The sequence below is a fragment of the Bradyrhizobium neotropicale genome (genome assembly GCF_001641695.1).
Classification (GTDB): Bacteria; Pseudomonadota; Alphaproteobacteria; order Rhizobiales; family Xanthobacteraceae; genus Bradyrhizobium; species Bradyrhizobium neotropicale.
In genome coordinates this window covers 60,837-80,355 of the sequence record NZ_LSEF01000041.1, presented here as the reverse complement: position 1 = coordinate 80,355, position 19,519 = coordinate 60,837, and the positions used below count along the sequence as shown (strand labels likewise).

Sequence of the window (19,519 nt, the reverse complement as noted above, 5' to 3'; positions counted from 1 at the left end):
CTAAGATTTTGCCGCGAAACAAGACCTCATCCTGACGGGTCCGCCAAAAGCGGGCGTCTCGAGCCGCAAGGAGGCTGCCTGCCAAACTCTCTCTCATATGCGATTGCCCTCCCTTGGAGGAGGAGGTGAACGCACCGCCCTTTACCTGCTACACCGCCGCTGCTCTCAGATGCTCGACCAGCATCTTCGCCGGCCGCGACAGTGTGCGGAAACTCCGCGCGCAGATGACGAGTCGCCGGTTGGCCCAGGCATCGCGCAGGCGGACCATGGCGAGCGGCATCAGTTTTGAGCAACGGCGAGCGGCGGATTCCGGCACCAGCGCAACGCCGACGTCGGCAGCGACCATCTGGCAGATCGCGTCGAAATCGCGCAGGCGTGCGCGGTAATGCGGTCGCATGCCGAGCCGGGCGGCGTGCTTTGAAATATGGAGCTGGAGCGCGGTGGCGCTGGTCAGCCCGACGAATTCGCAGCCGCCCGCCTCCTGAAAGTCGATCTGACGGCGGCCGGCGAACGGGCCGCGCCGCGACGTCACCAACGTCAGACGATCCTCGCTGAAGACGAAGCGTTCGATGTGGTCGGGCAGCGCGTGCTCGGCGGCGAAGCCGAGATCGGCGGCGCCTGCGGTGATTGCGGCCGCGATGTCGGTGCTCTCGCGCTCCTCGATGTCGACGGCGACATCGCGGTGCTCGTGCAGGAAGCCGGCCAGCGCCTTGGGCAGGTGCTCCGACAGCCCCGACGTGTTGGCGAGCAAATGCACGCTTGCGCGCACGCCACTGGCAAAGCCCGCAAGATCGCCGCGCATGGCGTCGACCTGATGGATGACGAGGCGGGCGTGGTCGAGCAGACTCTCGCCGGCTGGTGTCAGCTCGACGCCGCGGCGCCCGCGCTTGAGCAGAGCGACGCCGAGCGCGTCCTCGAGTCCCTTGATCCTGGCGCTGGCCGAAGCCAGCGCCAGATGCGATCGCTCCGCGCCGCGGGTGATGCTGCGCTGGTCTGCAACCGCGATGAAAAGCTGGAGATCGACGAGATCGAAACGCACGGGCTGTCTCCTCCGCCCCCATTAGCCTTCGCCCTGAGCGAAGGCTATCTCCGGAACCTCCAGATTGTGCCGGCGCGCGGCTTCGGTCAATGTCCGCGGCATGATCGATCCGCTCCTCATTCTCATCGCCGCGGTGTTCCTGATCGCCGGATTCGTCAAGGGCGTGGTCGGGCTCGGCTTGCCGACGGTCTCGATGGGCCTGCTCGCGGTGAGCATGGCGCCCGGCCGCGCGATCGCCATCGTCATCGTGCCCGCGATCATCACCAACATCTGGCAGACATTCGTCGGCCCCTACTTGCGCGACATCGTCAAGCGGCTGTGGCCGCTGATGGTCGGCACCGTGATCGGATGCTGGCTCAATGCCGGCGCACTCACCGGCCCCTATGCGCGCTACGGCACGGTCGTGCTCGGCGTCCTGCTCATCGTCTACGCGGTGATCGGCCTGAACAAATTCCACTTCCGCGTCGCGCCGAAGAACGAGAAGTGGGTCGGCGGCGTGGTCGGCGTCGTCACCGGCGTCATCTCCGCCTCGACCGGCGTGCAGGTGATCCCGTCAATGCCGTTCATGCAGGCGATCGGCATGGAGAAGGACGAGCTCGTGCAGGCGCTCGGCGTGTTCTTCACGGTCGCGACGCTGGCGCTCGCCTTCAATCTCACCGCGGGCGGCCTGCTCACCCCGGCCAACGCCGTGCCCGGCGCCATCGCAATGGCCTGCGCCTTTGCCGGCATGTTCATCGGCCAGTCGGTGCGGGCGCGGATGCCGGCCGAGGCATTTCGCCGCTGGTTCCTGATCGCGATGATCCTGCTGGGCCTCTATCTGGCCGGCAGCGCGCTGCTCAAGGAACTCGCGTAAAGAAGTTACCGCGTCTCCAGCATGGCGACGCGGATGCCGAGATAGACGAAGAGCCCGCCGATCGCCCGGTTGATCCAGGCGATCACGCCTTCGGATTGCCGCAACCGGCGCGCGGCCCCGGCCGCGAACGCCGCCAGGAACACGCACCACAGTGTGCCCGTGCAGATGAAGATCAGGCCGAGCGTCAGGAATGCGACCGGCTTGTGCGGCGAATCGACTGCGACGAATTGAGGCAGGAAGGCGAGGAAGAACAGCGCCACCTTGGGATTGAGCGCATTGGTGAAGACGCCCTGGAGGAAGACTCGCCGCAGCGATTTCTGGACGGGCTCGCCTGCGACGGCCGCCGTAAGCGCCGGCCGCGACCACAGCATCTGAAGTCCCGTCAGCACGAGATAGGCCGCGCCGACCAGCTTCACGATCGCGAACGCGGTGGATGAGGCCATCAGCAGCGCCGAAAGCCCGATCGCCGCGCCCGTAACGTGGAATAAGCAGCCAAAACTGATGCCAAAAGCGGCCGCGGCACCACCCCGCCACCCCATCTGCATGCTGCGGCCGATGACATAGACGGAATCCGGTCCCGGCGTGATGTTGAGCAGCACGCCCGACAGGATGAAGAGCCAGAGTTCGTGGATGCCAAGCATGCCTAATGTCTCAGCCGGACGGTATGAGGCAACCGGCTTAGTCGGTTCGCCGGCCTGCGTCCACCGCCGGAATTGCGGGGGATTTGTATCGAATTTGCAATGCGTTTCATACTTCCGCTCGGGCTCTTCTGCTCTATAAAGGCGAGGTTCTTGAAATGCCGGATTCGAGGCGACTGCCACGCCGTGGCCGGTCCCCGATCCCTTGGAGCCGCAAGTTATGGAAAGACGCCTGGCCGCCATCGTCTGCGCCGACGTCGCCGGCTATTCGCGCATGATGGGCCATGACGAGGCCGGCACCCATGCCGTCTTCAAGGCCCATCGCAGCGCTATACACCCCATCATTCTCAACCACGGCGGCCGCGTCGTGAAGAACACCGGCGACGGCTTCCTGCTGGAGTTCGCCAGCATCGTCGGCGCCACCGAGGCCGCGATCGCGCTGCAGACGCTGATGGCGGAGCGCAACCATCATTTGCCCGCCGACCGCGCCATGCAGTTCCGCCTCGGCATCCACATGGGCGACGTGATCGCCGACGAGGACGAGGTGTTCGGCGATGACGTCAACATCGCCGTCCGGCTCGAATCCGTGGCGAACCCCGGCGGCTTCGCGATCTCGGCCAAGGCCTACAGGGAAGCCGGCAAGCATCTCAGCCTGCGCCTGGTCGACGCCGGCGATCATCGTTTCAAGAACATCAAGGATCCGGTCGGCGTCTGGACCTGGACGCCCGAAGGCGCGGCCGCCTTCGTGCCCGAGGCCAAGGAAGCGTCGGTCCTGTCGCAGCAGTACCGGACCGCGATCGTCGGCGTCCTGCCCTTCGCCAATCTCAGCGACGCCCAGGACGAATATTTCTCCGACGGCCTCACCGAGGACCTCATCCACGCGCTGTCGCTGCAATCGTTCTATCGCGTGCTGAGCCGCAACTCGACCTTCGCCTTCAAGGGCAACAACGTGAGCACCCGTCTGATCGCGCGCGAGATCGATGCGACCTATTTGATCCAGGGCTCGGTGCGGCGCGCCGGCAGCAAGATCCGCGTCACCGCCGAATTGATCGCGCCGGAGACCGGCGAGCAGCTCTGGACCGGCCGCTACGACCGCGACATCGGCGATCTCTTCGCGATGCAGGACGAGATTACGACCAATTTGTCCGCAGCCATCGCCACCGAGATCGTCCGGGCCGAGGCCTCCGCGCCCGCGCGCATGACCAACGACGTGACCGCCTGGGACCGCTTCCTCAAGGGACTGTCACATTATTACCGGCAGACCAAGGAAGACCTGACCTCGGCCATCGCGCTGTTCCACGAGGCCGTCACGCTCGATCCAAAACTGTCGATCGCGCACGCCTATCTCGCCACCATCCAGATCCAGAGCATCCAGTTCGGCTGGATCAAGGGCACCCGCGAATTATGGGCCGAGGCGATGAACCTCGCCGAGACCAGCGTGCGGCTCGATCCGCGCTCCTCCTTCGCGTTTTCGATCCTGTCCTGGGCGCACGCCATGGAGGGGCATTACGAGGCTGCGATGGACGCCGCCAAGCGCGCGGTCGCGCTCAACCCCTACGACATGGGCGCGCGCGGTGTGCTCGGCATCTGCCACTTCGTCGTCGGCGAGCACCGGCAGGCGATCGAGCTGTTCACGATGGCGGCGCAGCGCGACAACAATGACCCGCGCTATCAGTGGGCGACGCTGAACGCCTTCAGCCATTATCTGCTGGGGCAATACGACGCGACCCTGTCCTGGGCGCGGGAACAGCTCTACATCAATCCCAATCACATGCAGGCGCTCGCGATCCGCGCTGCCGCGCTGGCGCAGCTCGGACGGACCGCGGAAGCCGCTGAAGCGGCCAAGGTTCTGCTCGGTAACTACCCGACCCTGAACGTCGACCGGCACCTGCGGAATTTCAACTGGAAGCGGCCCGAGGACATTGCCCATTACCGCGAGGGCCTTCTGAAAGCGGGCGTGCCCTTCAGCAAGCTGACCCTCGTGCAGACCGACGTCAAACGCGCCGCCGAATCCTGAGGGCAAGCCTCCGTCTCACCGCGATCTCACGCCTGCTTTTATTGACAGCGCGCAGAATTCAGCCACACTTCGTTACACGCTGAAGTAGTATAGTCTCGCTGTCTGTTTGTTAGGACTTTCCGCGCTTTATCGGCGCGTCTGTTTTCACGATTCGCTGTTTCCAGGAATTTGGGCCATGCATGATCCCGCCTCGAAACCCTTCGATCCCTCGATCGAGGTCTCGCCGAACAATCCCTGTCCGTTTCTGCGCGGGCTCGTCGGCGAGGGCTTCGTCGATGGTGGGACGGTCCCGCTCGGCACACTGTCGCAGACAATCGCAAATGCGAGCGGCGAGAAGGGGCCGAAGAAGACGCTGGCCCGCATCGAGGTCCGCGGCGTCGCACTCATCGCCAACGGCGCACGCCACCTGTTGAAGAGCATGTGGTCCGGCGTCCAGCTCGACGCGCTGCGCGGCGGCCCCCTGGACAAGCGCGGCGCCGGCTCGCGCATCCTCGGCGTCGACGGACGCGTCAATGAAGACGAGATCGCGCGGCTTGCCAGCTTCGGCCGGAATTATCCTGATCCGAACGGCGGCACCGAGCCTGGCCTCAACGCATCGGAAATCGAGATCTTCATGCGCGACAACCTCAAGCGCGCCGGCAACGCCGCGCGCTGGTACTACCCGCTGCTGATGAAATTCGAATGGCCGATCCTGCTGAAGATCATGGGCAAGGGCGAGGGCGAGAACCGCTATCTCAGCGTGGCCGACGTGCGCACGCTGTTCAACGAGCGCAAGTTTCCCGACCGCATCAACCAGCGGCTGACATCGCAGCCGGTGCTGTCGGCCTGCCAGCGCACATTGCGGGCTGCAGCCAAGCTTGCGGCCCTGCTCATCGCCCTTGGTCTTGCGACCCTCGTGGCCGTTGCAGAATTTCCCGATCAGGTCAGGGCAATCCTCCCCGAGAAGGCGGCGCAAGTGATCCCGCCTCCCTTGCCGGAGCTCCGTGAGACGACGGCCGCCTACTGGCTCGAGCAGAACTGGTCGCTCGAGGACCGGCACTGGTTTCACCACACCAGCCAGGGCACCGCGACGTTCCCGGTGCCCTACGGCTGGTTCATGGCGCTGGAGCAGCCCCGCCTCAGCCTGTTCTCGCGGCCCGGCATGATGACCGACGGCGCCTATCTCGAGCGCTTCGGTTTCATCCCGAGCCCGCAGTCGATCAACACCGATGCCACGACGTTGCGTCACTTCGGCTATGCCAATGTCTACGAGACAACGAAGCCGCCGAGCCTGTCGAGCGATTGGACGCAAGCCGAGAATGTCGACGGCCTTCCGGTCGGCTTCGCGCGGATGACGGGGACCGTCGATCCCGCGACCGGCCGCCGGGAGGAAGACAAGATCGGGCTCACCTGCGCCGCGTGTCACACCGGGCACATTCGTTACAAGGGCGTGGACATACGCTTCGACGGCGGTCCGGCTATGACCGATCTGAAGAAGCTCGAGCTCTCGACTGGTCTGTCGATCGCCTACACGCTGTATGTCCCCTTCCGCTTCAAACGCTTTGCCGATCGCGTGCTCGGCCACGAGGCGAGCGACGCGGACCGCGACGCGCTCAAGCAGAAGCTCGGCGCGATCGGCAAATTTCTGCTCGACTGGCAGAACAATTACGACAAGACGATCGCCGGCAAGAAGACCTGGGACGGCAAGCAGCAGAAGGACACCGAGGAAGGATTCGGCCGCCTGGATGCGCTCAACCGCATCGGCAATCAGGTATTTGCCCAGGACTTCGCGTTCAGCGGCGTCGCGGGATTCGAGAAGAACCTGCATGCGCAGGATGCGCCGGTCAGCTTCCCGCCGATCTGGACCGTGCCGTGGCTCAAATATGCGCAGTACGATGCCTCGATCGAGCAGCCGCTGGTCCGCAATGCCGGTGAGGCCTTGGGCGTGACCGCGCTGCTCAACCTGTCCGATGCCTATCCCAAGGACAGGCTCTATCGCTCATCAGTCGAGGTCACCAACCTGCACTGGATCGAGAGCCTGCTCGCAGGCCCGGAACCCTACGCACAGAAGAAGCTCGGCGGACTGACCTCGCCGAAATGGCCCTCGCAGATCCTTGGCGAGGCCTGGAAGATCGATCCCGAGCGCGTCAGGAACGGCCGCAAGCTCTATGCGAAGATCTGCGTCGAGTGCCACCTCGGCCCCGTCAACGATCCCGAGTTCGACAGGGAATTTCCCGAGGAGAGCGTCTGGTCCTCGCCGCGCTGGGAGCGCATCGGGGAGGAGATGGTGCTGAATCCCGTGCAGAAGAGCGTCGCCGGCATGGGGACGGATTCCGCACAGGCCTACGTTCTGGAGAAACGGACGCTCTCAGTGCCGGGCTTCCTCGACCTGCAGCCGACACGCATCCTCGGCGAGCAGTGGAAATGCAAGAACCTGCCGGAGACGTCGTCGACCGAAATGTCCTACGCGCTCGGACTGATGGCCCTCGTCGATGTCGTGGCGCGGAAGTCGATGGATGATGCGGATCTCCCGCCGGACGCGCAGAAGGCGTGGTGGGGCGCGCGCGCCAACTGCCCCAATCCCGGACCGCAACCACCGGATCCCAAGGAGCCGCGCCCCTGGTACCGCGCGCGTCCGCTGAACGGGGTGTGGGCCACCGCACCTTATCTCCACAACGGCTCGGTGCCCTCGCTCTACTGGATGCTGCGGCCGGCGGCCGAGCGCCCGAAGGCGTTCTGCATGGGCAATCGCGATTACGATCCGAAGCAGGTCGGCTTCGCCGTGGTCGAGGGCGAGAGCTGCAAGACCGGAGAGACGCAGTTCTCGACGACCTGGCCCGACGGCACCGAGATCAACGGCAACAGCAATCGCGGCCACTCGTTCGAAGGCACCCCGGGTCCGGGCAAGCCGGGCGTGATCGGGCGCACGCTCGAGGAAAACGAGCGCTACGACCTGATCGAGTATCTGAAGACGCTGTAGCGCCGGATGCGTTCGGCTTGAGGCGCCTCTTACCTCGCCCCGCTTGCGGGGAGAGGTCGGAATTCGCGCGCAGCGCGGATTCCGGGTGAGGGGGACTCTCCACGTGTCCAACTCTCACCGTCCTCGCGGAGGCTCCCCCTCACCCCGACCCTTTCCCCGCAAGCGGGCGAGGGAGCGCACCGCCGACGCGGCCGCATTTCACTTGAACAGCGGCGTGCCCGGCACGAAGGCGTCGAAGGCCGCCCAGAATTGCGTGCGGTAGCGGTCCTGCTCCTGCAGGATCTCGTGCTTGGACCCTGCGATCACGAGATGGGAGCCGGCGCGCAGGTGATAGGCGAACTCCTCGATTGCGGCGGTCGAGACCACGGTGTCGTTGGAGGCCGCCAGCATCAGGATCGGCTGCCGGATCTCGGACGGGTAGTTCATGCGCTTGAAGGTCTGCATCGCGCGGAACGCGGTGTCGGCCCAGGCGACCGTGGGCGATGCCAGCCCGAGCGTCGGATCCTCCTCGAGGATTGCGGCGTTGCGGGCATAGCGCACGGGATCGCTGGTGAGGGGGTTGTTGATGAAGGGAGCGAGCCCGGTCAGGTGGTCGCTGCCGCCTGGCACGTAGTGGCCACCCTGCCCCATCAGGCGCATCGTCCTGAGCAGCGCCCGCGCCGGGAACGAAGTGGAGCGGCCGGGCAGATCGATCATCGGCGCCGACAGCACCATCCGGTCGAACCAGCGCTTGCCCGCATGCGCCACGCGCAGCATCACCGCGCCTCCCATGGAATGGGCGAGCGCGAAGAACGGCGGCGGACAATCCGGCAACACCACCTGCTGCACGAAGGTCTCGACGTCGACCTCGAAGTCGGAGAAGGCGCGCACATAGCCCTTGCGCGGATCGCGCAGCCGGCGCGAGGAATGGCCCTGCCCGCGCCAGTCGATCATCGCCACCGCAAAGCCGCGGTCACGCAGGTCGCGCACCGTCTCGAAATATTTTTCGATCTGCTCCCCGCGCCCGGTGAAGACGCAGACGGTGCCCTTGCGGCCCGCCGGAGGCGCCCAGCGCGCGAAGCGAAGCTCGGCGCCGTCGGGCGTCTTGATGGTGCCGCTGACGACGTTTTCGGGAACTGGATTGGCGGGGATCGAGACCAGCGTCATGTGTGGGAAGGGCTGAAAATCAAGGGGCGGAGGCGCCGAAGAGGCGCCGATGCCGCCCTCTTGAACGCTGTTTCGACCCACCCATATCATCTTCGTGCAGGCCGCTACCAGTGCTTCGGAACCGAAGCATCAGGCTGCACACAGACTAAGCCCGGCCCGATTGGCGGGCGGGTTACCAGATCAGTCGCTCAATGGAGGACTAACCATGCGCACCTACGACCTCACCCCCTTCTATCGTTCCACCGTCGGCTTCGACCGTCTCTTCAACCTGCTCGACCAGGCGGGCTCCGACGGCAGCCCCGGCTATCCCCCTTACAACATCGAGCGCACCGGCGAGAACGCCTACCGCATCACCGTTGCGGTCTCCGGCTTCTCCAAGGATGAGCTCTCCATCGTCGCGAAAGAAAACACGCTGACGATCAAGGGCGAGAAAGTCGCGAACGAGAACAGCAAGAACGAAGTGCTCTACCGCGGCATCGCCGCCCGCGCCTTCGAGCGCGCCTTCCAGCTTGCCGACTTCGTGCAGGTGAAGGATGCCTCGCTCGAGAACGGCCTGCTTCACGTCGACCTCGTGCGCGAGATTCCCGAGGCCAAGAAGCCGCGCCAGATTGCGATCAACACCTCCGCGCAAACCGCGCAGGTGATCGAGGGCTCGAAGGCCGCCGCCTGACGCGCCCGCACCATTCGACGTCCAAGTTGCGAAAACGCCCCGGTGCCCCGGGGCGTTTTTGTTTGCGCGTTTCTACTTGCGCTAACCTATCCCAACGTCGTCCTGGCGAAAGCCAGGACGATACCGGATGTTTTTTGCACCGCATCACAGAGCGGTGAAGAGCGTAACAGCGCGGCCTCATGCTCCGTCCTTCCAGCATCGAACCCAAACCAGGACGGAGAATGATCGTGACCCTCTGGCGCAGCCTTTTCGTCGCCGCGAGCCTGTTGGCGGCTCCCCTTGGCCTTGCCAACGCACAGACCCCGCAAACGGTGAAGGCGAAGAACGTCGTGCTGGTGCATGGCGCCTGGGCGGACGGCTCGAGCTGGTCCGAGGTGATCCCGATCCTTCAGGCTGCGGGCCTGCATGTCATCGCCGTGCAGAATCCGCTGGGCTCGCTCGCCGAATCCGTCGAGGCGACCAAGCGTGCGCTGGCGGAGCAGGATGGTCCGACCGTGCTGGTCGCGCATTCCTGGGGCGGCACCGTGATCAGCCAGGTCGGCACCGATCCGAAGGTCACAGGGCTCGTCTATGTCGCGGCGCGCGCGCCCGACGCCAACGAGGATTTCGTCGCGCTGTCGAAGCAATTCCCGACAGGGCCTGCGCGTGCCGGCATCGTCGAGCGCGACGGCTTCACGAAGCTCTCCGAGGATGCGTTCCTGAAATATTTCGCCAACGGCGTCGCACCGGAGCGCGCCAAGGAGCTCTACGCCGTGCAATGGCCGACGGCCGCCTCGATCTTCGCCGGCCGCACCACCGAGGCTGCGTGGCACACGAAGCCGAGCTGGTACGCGGTGTCGAAGAGCGATTACACCATCAATCCCGATTTCGAGCGTTTCCTCGCCAAGCGCATGAACGCGACCACGATCGAGCTCGATGCCGGCCACCTCTCGCTGGTGTCGCATCCAAAGGAGGTTGCGAATTTGATCCTGGATGCGGCGGGGTATGGGCATAGTTGAGCGGCGATTGCTCGCAAGCAAATCGCTCTGATGCAAATGGCGCTCGAGGTTTTCGGGCGCCATTTGTTTTGCCCGCGTCTCTCCCCAACGTCGTCCCGGCGAAGGCCGGGACGACACCGTGGGTGTGGCGAGCGCCGCTGCGTCAAACGAGCGACGCGCCCTAATCCAGCCCCTGTGCGGCCGGCATGTCCTGGGTCGGCAGGATGGTCGGTGCGGGCTTGGACTGGCCGACGGTTGGCGTGGCCGCCTGAGGGGTGGTCTCGGCAGGCTTGGGCTGCACGGCGGCGGCCTGCTGCGCGGGTTGAGCCTGTGGCGCCTGTTGCGGCGCCGGCGCAGGCGAAACCGGCTTGGCGGCGGCGACCGGCGTCTCACCATGCCGCGGGGCGGCCTTCGGCAGCGGCACGGTGCGGCTCGCCACATGCGGGATCGGGGCCGGCGGCCGCGGCGGGCCGCCGCGGACAACGGTCGGCGGCGGCAGCGCACTATGCGGACCGTAAGGCGCGATCGCGCCCTCATCATAGGCCGGCGGCGCCATGCCGAAGGCGTCATAGGCGGGCATGAAGCGCAGGATTCGGCCATCCCGCGCGTCGATCACGAGCCGGCCGTCGTCACCCCGGCGGTCGATCACGGCGATGGTATAGACGCTGCCGCGCAGGCGCGGGATGCCCAGCGGCGAGAAGCCGTTGTCGCGGAGCACGGCGTAGACCTCGGTCGGCGGCAAAAATGCGGGCGCCGGGCCGCGCTCGTCGTCATAGCCGTAGCGGTATCGCGGTGGTGGTGGAACATCCGGCGGACCGTAGGGACCGTCGAAATCCGAGACCGCGACATAGCCACCCCGCACAGTCCCGTTCGCAAGCATCTGCGCCTCAGCAGCCGTTGCAGCCAGCGCCAGCGCGGCGGCGGCCACACATCCTGTGAAAAACTTCATGGTCGAAACGCTCCTGTCAGGCCCTCCGGACGGCTCGCGCTCTTTCGCTTCTGGTGGCGTGGCGTACCTTTCCAAGGGTTGATCCGAAGCTTCCTGCGGGATTCCGGCGCCGCTTCGACGCGCCTAGGGCCGGATCGGGGCGCGTTTGCTTCAAATCCGGGGCGGCGCGCCATGCGGAAAGCGCTGATTGACACTCTGGGAATCGGGACTTTCGCGCGCTTGTGTGCTAGACAAAAATTTGGCAAGGTGATGGTTAGGACAGGAAGACTGTCTTAATTTTGCTTGCGATTCCGGCATAGGGATTGCAGCGAAACTTGGCGCTCTCGAGCGCCAAGAAGGTCGCGGGCAAAGCCGTTCTCGGGGACGAAGAACGCCTAGGCCTGAATTTAAGAAAATGCGGCTCGCAACGGACGAGCGGTGGCCCAGAAGCGGGTGCCGCGGGACGCCGAAGGTGCGCCGAAGATGGCGGTGAGGCAGCTTGCCGCATGGAGAGGACGAGGCAATGAACGGGTCGCAATTCGAGCGCGCAAACATCGTGGCAGAAGAGCTGTCGGCGACGGTCGCCTCGAAAACGACCGACCCGATCGAGCCGCACACTTTCCGTCCGGCCGCCGAAGGCCTCTACGACCCGAGCCTGGAAAAAGATTCCTGCGGCGTCGGCTTCATCGCCAACATCAAGGGCAAGAAGTCGCACGAGATCGTCTCGGACGCGCTGAGCATCCTCTGCAACCTCGAGCATCGCGGCGCGGTCGGCGCCGATCCGCGCTTCGGCGACGGCGCCGGCATTTTGGTGCAGATCCCGCACGCCTTCTTCGCCCGCAAGGCCAAGGAGCTCGGCTTCGCGCTGCCCGCGCCCGGCGAATACGCCATCGGCGCGCTGTTCATGCCGCGCGACACCGCCTGGCGCAACGTCATCAAGAGCATCATCGCCGACCAGATCAAGGCCGAAGGCCTGACGCTGCTCGGCTGGCGCGACGTGCCGACCGACAATTCCTCGCTCGGCGTCACCGTGAAGCCGACCGAGCCCGCCTGCATGCAGGTATTCATCGGCCGCAACGGCACCGTCAAGACCGAGGACGAGTTCGAGCGGAAGCTCTACATCCTGCGCAAGTCGATCTCGCAGGCGATCTATCAGCGCCGCGACCGCGGCCTCGCGGGCTACTATCCCTGCTCGATGTCCTGCCGCACCGTGATCTACAAGGGCATGTTCCTCGCCGACCAGCTCGGCAAGTACTATGCCGACCTGCACGAGAAGGACTTCGAGAGCGCGCTGGCGCTGGTGCATCAGCGCTTCTCGACCAACACCTTCCCGACCTGGTCGCTGGCGCATCCCTATCGCATGATCGCGCATAACGGCGAGATCAACACGCTGCGCGGCAACGTCAACTGGATGGCGGCGCGCCAGGCCTCGGTGAGCTCCGAGCTCTATGGCAAGGACATCAGCCGGCTCTGGCCGATCTCCTATGAGGGCCAGTCCGACACCGCCTGCTTCGACAACGCGCTCGAATTCCTGGTGCAGGGCGGCTACTCGCTGCCGCACGCCGTCATGATGATGATTCCGGAAGCGTGGGCCGGCAATCCCTTGATGGATGAGAAGCGCCGCGCCTTCTACGAATATCACGCCGCGCTGATGGAGCCGTGGGACGGCCCCGCCGCGATCGCCTTCACCGATGGCCGCCAGATCGGCGCCACGCTCGACCGCAACGGATTGCGGCCGGCGCGCTATCTCGTCACCAAGGACGACCGCATCGTGATGGCGTCCGAAATGGGCGTGCTCAAGATCCCCGAGGACCAGATCATCACCAAGTGGCGCCTGCAGCCCGGCAAGATGCTGCTGGTCGACCTCGAGCAGGGCCGCCTGATCCCCGACGACGAGATCAAGGCCGAGCTCGCCAAGAGCCATCCGTACAAGGAGTGGCTGGGCCGCACGCAGATCGTGCTGGAGGAGCTGCCGAAGGCGCCGACCACCGGCGTGCGCTCCAACCTGTCGCTGCTCGATCGCCAGCAGGCGTTCGGCTACAGCCAGGAGGACATCGCCATCCTGATGACGCCGATGGCCTCCACCGGCGAGGAAGCGACGGGCTCGATGGGCAACGACACGCCGGTCTCGGCGCTGTCGGACAGGCCCAAGCCGCTGTTCACCTATTTCAAGCAGAACTTTGCGCAGGTCACCAACCCGCCGATCGATCCGATCCGCGAGGAGCTGGTGATGAGCCTCGTCTCGATCATCGGACCACGGCCGAACCTGTTCGACCTCCAGGGCCTCGCCACCACCAAGCGCCTCGAGGTGCGCCAGCCGATCCTGACCGATGCGGATCTGGAGAAGATCCGCTCGATCGCCGATCTCGGCGATTCCCACTTCAAGTCACGCACGCTCGACACCACGTTCCACGCCGGCCTCGGCGCCGCGGGCATGGATCAGGTGCTGGATGAGCTCTGCGCGCGCGCCGAATCGGCGGTGCGCGAGGGCGTCAACATCATCATCCTGTCCGACCGCATGGTCGGCACCGACCGCGTGCCGATCCCCTCGCTGCTCGCCTGCGCCGCCGTACACCATCATCTGATCCGCACGGGCCTGCGCACCTCGGTCGGCATCGTCGTCGAATCCGGCGAGCCGCGCGAAGTGCATCACTTCGCCTGCCTTGCCGGCTATGGTGCGGAAGCGATCAATCCCTACCTCGCGTTCGAGACCATCATCGCGATGAAGGATCGCCTGCCCGGCTCGCTCGACGACTACGAGATCGTCAAGCGCTACATCAAGTCGATCGGCAAGGGCCTGCTCAAGGTGATGTCCAAGATGGGCATCTCGACCTACCAGTCCTATTGCGGCGCGCAGATCTTCGACGCGGTCGGCCTCAAGGCCGATTTCGTCTCGAAGTTCTTTGCCGGCACGCACACCCGCGTCGAGGGCGTCGGCCTCGGCGAGATCGCGGAAGAAGCCGTGCGTCGCCATGCCGACGCGTTCGGCGAGGCGCAGGTCTACAAAACCGCGCTCGACGTCGGTGGTGAATATGCCTACCGCACCCGCGGCGAGGACCATGCCTGGACCGCCGAGTCGGTGTCGCTGCTCCAGCACGCCGCGCGCGGCAACTCGCAGGAGCGCTACCGCGCCTTCGCCAAGATCCTGAACGAGCAGTCCGAGCGTCTTTTGACGTTGCGCGGCCTGTTCCGGATCAAGAGCGCCGAGGAAGAGAAGCGCAAGCCCGTCCCCCTCGACCAGGTCGAGCCGGCCAAGGACATCGTCAAGCGCTTCGCCACCGGCGCGATGAGCTTCGGCTCGATCTCGCGCGAGGCGCACACCACGCTCGCGATCGCCATGAACCGGATCGGCGGCAAGTCGAACACCGGCGAAGGCGGCGAGGAAGCCGACCGCTTCAAGCCGATGCCGAACGGCGATTCCATGCGCTCGGCGATCAAGCAGGTCGCCTCGGGCCGCTTCGGCGTGACCACGGAGTATCTCGTCAACTCCGACATGATGCAGATCAAGATGGCGCAGGGCGCCAAGCCCGGCGAGGGCGGCCAGCTCCCCGGCCATAAGGTCGACGCGACCATCGCCAAGGTCCGGCACTCGACGCCGGGCGTCGGCCTGATCTCGCCGCCGCCGCACCACGACATCTATTCGATCGAGGATCTGGCGCAGCTCATCTACGACCTCAAGAACGTCAACCCGACCGGTGACGTCTCGGTGAAGCTCGTCTCCGAGATCGGCGTCGGCACGGTCGCGGCCGGTGTCGCCAAGGCGCGCGCCGACCACGTCACCATCGCGGGCTTCGAGGGCGGCACCGGTGCTTCGCCGCTGACCTCGATCAAGCATGCCGGCTCGCCGTGGGAAATTGGCCTTGCCGAAACCCACCAGACGCTGGTGCGCGAACGGCTGCGCAGCCGCATCGCGGTCCAGGTCGACGGCGGCTTCCGCACCGGCCGTGACGTCGTGATCGGCGCGCTGCTGGGCGCCGACGAGTTCGGCTTCGCCACCGCGCCGCTGATCGCGGCCGGCTGCATCATGATGCGCAAGTGCCATCTCAACACCTGCCCGGTCGGCGTCGCGACGCAGGACCCGGTCCTGCGCAAGCGCTTCACCGGCCAGCCCGAGCACGTCATCAACTACTTCTTCTTCGTCGCCGAGGAAGTCCGCGAGATCATGGCGAGCCTCGGCTTCCGCACCTTCAACGAGATGATCGGCCAGGTGCAGATGCTCGACCAGACCAAGCTGGTCGCGCACTGGAAGGCCAAGGGCCTCGACTTCTCGAAGCTGTTCGTGAAGCAGAAGGAAGAGAAGGGCCAGAAGATCTACCACTCGGAGCTCCAGAACCATCACCTGGAGGCCGTGCTCGACCGCAAGCTGATCGAGAAGGCGACGCCCGCGCTCGATCGCGGCGCACATGTGAAGATCGAAGCCGAGATCAACAACACCGACCGTTCCGCCGGCGCGATGCTGTCGGGCGCCGTGGCCAAGATCTACGGCCATGCCGGCCTGCCGCAGGACACCATCCATGTCAGCCTCCAGGGCACCGCCGGCCAGGCCTTCGGCGCCTGGCTCGCCCACGGCGTCACCTTCGAGCTCGAAGGTGAAGGCAACGACTATGTCGGCAAGGGCCTTTCCGGCGGCAAGATCATCGTCAAGCCGCCGCGCAATGGCGGCATCGTGCCGGAAGAGAGCATCATCGTCGGCAACACCGTGATGTACGGTGCGATCGCGGGCGAGTGCTACTTCCGCGGCATCGCCGGCGAACGTTTTGCCGTGCGCAATTCGGGTGCCGTCGCGGTGGTCGAGGGCGCGGGCGATCATTGCTGCGAATACATGACCGGCGGCATCGTGGTCGTGCTCGGCAAGACCGGGCGCAACTTCGCGGCCGGCATGTCCGGCGGCATCGCCTATGTGCTCGACGAGACCGGCGACTTCGACAAGCTCTGCAACCTCAGCATGGTCGAGCTCGAGCCGGTGCTGTCGGAAGAGCTGATCAACGCCGGCACCTACAATCACGCCGGTGACCTCGAGGCCCATGGCCGGGTCGACGTGTTCGCCAACCTGCTCGCCTCCGACGTCGAGCGGCTGCACGTCCTGATCACGCGCCATGCGAAAGCGACCGGCTCCAAGCGCGCCGCCGACATCCTTGCCAATTGGAAGGAATGGCTGCCGAAATTCCGCAAGGTGATGCCGGTCGAGTACCGGCGCGCGCTGCGCGAAATGGCCGCCAACGCGGACGCCGAGCCGAAAATCGCGATCGGGGCGTAACAAAAAGCCTCATGGTGAGGAGGCGCGAAGCGCCGTCTCGAACCATGAGATCACCATCCGGGCCTCAATCCTTCGAGACGCGGCGCGAAGTGCGCCGCTCCTCAGGATGAGGGGCGAAAGAACAAACGACTAAGCGGCAGGGACTTCGGGTTTAATGGGCAAGATCACGGGTTTTCTCGAAATCGAACGGCATGACCGCAAGTACACCCCGGTCACCGAGCGCTTGAAGCATTTTGGCGAGTTCGTCGTTCCGCTGACTGAAAAGGAAACGCGCGACCAGGCCGCGCGCTGCATGAACTGCGGCATTCCCTACTGTCACGGCACCGGCTCGGTCGCGCCCGGCACGCCCGGCTGCCCGGTCAACAACCAGATCCCCGACTTCAACGACCTCGTCTATCAGGGCAACTGGGAAGAGGCCTCGCGCAACCTGCACTCGACCAACAACTTCCCGGAGTTCACGGGCCGCATCTGCCCGGCCCCGTGCGAGGCGTCCTGCACGCTCAACATCGACGACAATCCCGTCACCATCAAGACCATCGAATGCGCGATCGTCGATCGCGCCTGGGACAATGGCTGGCTGCAGCCGGAGGTCGCGACCGAGAAGACCGGCAAGAAGGTCGCAGTGATCGGCTCAGGCCCGGCCGGCATGGCTTGCGCGCAGCAGCTCGCGCGCGCCGGCCACGACGTCCATGTCTACGAGAAGTACGCCAAGGCCGGCGGCCTCCTGCGCTATGGCATTCCCGACTTCAAGATGGAGAAGGGCATCATCGACCGCCGCGTCAAGCAGATGGAAGGCGAAGGCGTCACCTTCCACTACGACAGCCATGTCGGCGCCGACGGCAACGTCGACCCGCGCGAGATGCTCAACCAGTATGACGCGATCGCGCTGACCGGCGGTGCGGAAGCCCCGCGCGACTTGCCGATTCCCGGCCGCGAGCTCGACGGCATCCACTATGCGATGGACTTCCTGCCGCAGCAGAATCGCCGCATCTCGAACGAGCCGCAGGGCGACGTCACCGAGATCCTCGCCGGCGGCAAGCATGTCGTCGTCATCGGCGGCGGCGACACCGGCAGCGACTGCATCGGCACTTCGCTGCGCCAGGGCGCGCTCTCCGTGACCCAGCTCGAAATCATGCCCGCCCCGCCCGAGCGCGAGAACAAGGGCCTGACCTGGCCGAACTGGCCGCTGAAGATGCGCACCTCCTCCAGCCAGGCCGAAGGCGCGGTCCGCGAATTCGCCGTGCTGACGCAGAAGTTTTCCGGCGAGAACGGCAAGGTCAAGAAGCTGCACTGCGTCCGCGTCGACGACAAGTTCAAGCCGCTTCCCGGCACCGAGTTCGAGCTCGATGCCGAGCTCATCCTGCTCGCGATGGGCTTCGTCCATCCCGTGCACGAGGGCCTGCTCAAGCTGCTCTCGGTCGAGCTCGACCCGCGCGGCAACGTCAAGGCCAACACACTCGACTACCAGACCTCGCGCCCGAACGTCTTCTCCGCCGGCGACATGCGCCGCGGCCAGTCGCTCGTCGTCTGGGCCATCCGCGAAGGCCGCCTCTGCGCGCGCTCGATCGACACGTTCCTGATGGGGAAGACGGATCTGCCGCGGTAGCTGCTCGCTTCGCTGCCAGATTTGAATGAAGCTGTCATCGCCCGCGAAAGCGGGCGATCCAGTATTCCAGAGGCAGTGACGTATCCGGAGAAGCTGCGGCGTACTGGATGCCCCCCTTCGCGGGGCATGACAGCGGAACTAATTCTGCAGCCTCACGCCCAGCATCACCACCGTGCCCTGCGAGCTCGAGCCCGGCTGGTTCGAATCCAGGATGTCGTGGCGCAGCGTGCCCTTGATCCAGACGTTGCGGTTGAGCTTGTAGATCAGATTGCCTTCGAGCGAGTAGGTTTTGTCGTTGCGGTTCTGGTTCTGGTAGTCGTACGTGCCGAAGGTGAACTTGCCGACCGCGGTGAGCCAGCGGCGGAAGTCGTGATCGACTTCGGCGGCATAGGTGTGCACCAGCACGCCGGAGGAGCCGGGGACCGTGGACTCGGCGATCTGCGTGTCGGTGAAGAATTTCACCGTGGTCAGGCCGCTCGCGTTCCAGATCAGCGAGCCCGCGGTCAAAAAGCCCGCGAGCTGGCTGAGGCGCGGGTCGACATAGTTGCGCGCGGTATAGCCGACCGAGATCTCGCCGGTGAGGATGCGCGTGAACTCGAAGGTCGAGCCGACCTTGGCATAGCCGCCCGATGAATCGCGGAAGTAGCCGTTGCGGTCGGCGGGCTGGTCGTGCACGCGGCTGTCGCCCTCGATCTCGACGAACGGCTTCAGGCCCGGCTTGAGATCGTAGGAGAAACGTCCCACACCGCCGTACTGGTTGAAGTCGCGATCGTCGTTGCTCGAAATCGTGCCGTCGGTGAGCTTGGAGTTGGTATAGGCCGTGCGGTCGATGGTGGCGCCGGCCGCGACCTCGAAGCGGTTGAAGGTCTGGTCAAAGCCGAAGGTGCCGCCATAGGAGGCATAGATCGGGTATCTCTGCAGGCCGGCCTGCACGTTCGGGCTGCCGGGATTGTCGGTGGCGACCCGCAGGCGCAGTTGCGAGGCCAGCTTGAAGTCGCGGTCGACATCGACGCGGCCGTCGACATGGCCGGTGAAATCAGGGCGGTCGATGTCGACCGGCGATGGCGAGGCAAAACCGTCGATCGTCGCCGGCATCTGGTTGCCATAGCCCGAGAACGAGCCGCGCAGATCCGCGACCAGCGCGTGGCGCTCCCAGTCGGACACCACCAGAAGATCGGGCGCGACCACGTAGACCGGCGAGCCGACCGGCTTGCTGAGACGGGCCGGATTGGTGTCGTAGCCGGCGGAGAGTTCGAGCCCGCCCTTGATCAGGAAGCTGCCGGCATAGTCGCCGACGGCGCCGAACGGATCGTCATCGGCCTTGAGGCGGCGGCGCAGGGGCTGACCGGGCACGGCGCCGGCCATCGCCGGCGGTGTCGGCGTCTTGTGCGCAGTCTCGGATGGCGGCGGCGCGATGCGCGGCGGGCCG

The 19,519-nt window shown here is 65.5% G+C and carries 12 protein-coding genes; 7 read left to right on the top strand and 5 right to left on the bottom strand.

Features of this window, described 5'->3' with window-relative positions:
• Window positions 1-148: 148 nt before the first annotated feature.
• Window positions 149-1,039 carry a LysR substrate-binding domain-containing protein gene (locus AXW67_RS12985; RefSeq protein ID WP_063678201.1) on the bottom strand — a complete coding sequence of 297 codons (891 nt, stop codon included), beginning with the start codon at window positions 1,037-1,039 and terminating at the stop codon, window positions 149-151.
• 100 nt (window positions 1,040-1,139) lie between these two features.
• Here AXW67_RS12985 and AXW67_RS12980 point away from each other — a divergent pair, with 100 nt between their 5' ends.
• On the top strand, window positions 1,140-1,892 hold the full coding sequence (locus tag AXW67_RS12980) for a sulfite exporter TauE/SafE family protein (protein WP_063678238.1): 753 nt from the start codon (window positions 1,140-1,142) through the stop codon (window positions 1,890-1,892).
• A 5-nt stretch (window positions 1,893-1,897) separates the two neighbouring features.
• Here AXW67_RS12980 and AXW67_RS12975 read toward each other — a convergent pair whose 3' ends face one another.
• A complete protein-coding gene (locus AXW67_RS12975) occupies window positions 1,898-2,533 on the bottom strand; it encodes a LysE family translocator (protein WP_063678200.1) in 636 nt (211 codons plus the stop codon).
• Window positions 2,534-2,750: 217 nt separating this feature from the next.
• Here AXW67_RS12975 and AXW67_RS12970 point away from each other — a divergent pair, with 217 nt between their 5' ends.
• Both AXW67_RS12970 and AXW67_RS12965 read left to right on the top strand, forming a co-directional pair.
• A complete protein-coding gene (locus AXW67_RS12970) occupies window positions 2,751-4,547 on the top strand; it encodes an adenylate/guanylate cyclase domain-containing protein (protein WP_063678199.1) in 1,797 nt (598 codons plus the stop codon).
• A gap of 175 nt (window positions 4,548-4,722) precedes the next feature.
• The gene (locus tag AXW67_RS12965) at window positions 4,723-7,506 is read left to right on the top strand and encodes a di-heme-cytochrome C peroxidase (RefSeq protein ID WP_063678198.1); all 2,784 of its coding nucleotides are present in this window, start codon (window positions 4,723-4,725) and stop codon (window positions 7,504-7,506) included.
• A 198-nt stretch (window positions 7,507-7,704) separates the two neighbouring features.
• On the opposite strand, the gene AXW67_RS12960 is transcribed toward AXW67_RS12965, so the two are convergent.
• Complete coding sequence (locus tag AXW67_RS12960) at window positions 7,705-8,652, bottom strand: alpha/beta fold hydrolase (RefSeq protein WP_063678197.1); 948 nt, start codon at window positions 8,650-8,652, stop codon at window positions 7,705-7,707.
• A 205-nt stretch (window positions 8,653-8,857) separates the two neighbouring features.
• Here AXW67_RS12960 and AXW67_RS12955 point away from each other — a divergent pair, with 205 nt between their 5' ends.
• The gene (locus tag AXW67_RS12955; RefSeq protein ID WP_063678196.1) at window positions 8,858-9,322 is read left to right on the top strand and encodes an Hsp20 family protein; all 465 of its coding nucleotides are present in this window, start codon (window positions 8,858-8,860) and stop codon (window positions 9,320-9,322) included.
• Between the two features lie 227 nt (window positions 9,323-9,549).
• Window positions 9,550-10,320, top strand: coding sequence for an alpha/beta fold hydrolase (locus AXW67_RS12950; protein ID WP_063678237.1), 771 nt, complete (start codon window positions 9,550-9,552; stop codon window positions 10,318-10,320).
• Between the two features lie 160 nt (window positions 10,321-10,480).
• Here the strand turns inward: AXW67_RS12950 and AXW67_RS12945 are convergent, their stop codons facing one another.
• On the bottom strand, window positions 10,481-11,248 hold the full coding sequence (locus AXW67_RS12945) for a hypothetical protein (RefSeq protein WP_063678195.1): 768 nt from the start codon (window positions 11,246-11,248) through the stop codon (window positions 10,481-10,483).
• Window positions 11,249-11,750: 502 nt separating this feature from the next.
• Between AXW67_RS12945 and gltB the strand changes: the two genes are divergently transcribed.
• A complete protein-coding gene (gene gltB, locus AXW67_RS12940; protein ID WP_063678194.1) occupies window positions 11,751-16,484 on the top strand; it encodes a glutamate synthase large subunit in 4,734 nt (1,577 codons plus the stop codon).
• A 154-nt stretch (window positions 16,485-16,638) separates the two neighbouring features.
• Window positions 16,639-18,090 (top strand): glutamate synthase subunit beta, encoded by a 1,452-nt coding sequence (locus tag AXW67_RS12935; RefSeq protein ID WP_063678193.1) that lies wholly within the window; start codon window positions 16,639-16,641, stop codon window positions 18,088-18,090.
• Window positions 18,091-18,228: 138 nt separating this feature from the next.
• On the opposite strand, the gene AXW67_RS12930 is transcribed toward AXW67_RS12935, so the two are convergent.
• Window positions 18,229-19,519 (bottom strand): outer membrane beta-barrel protein (locus tag AXW67_RS12930; RefSeq protein WP_245315530.1); only part of this gene is annotated, 1,291 nt, incomplete at its 5' end.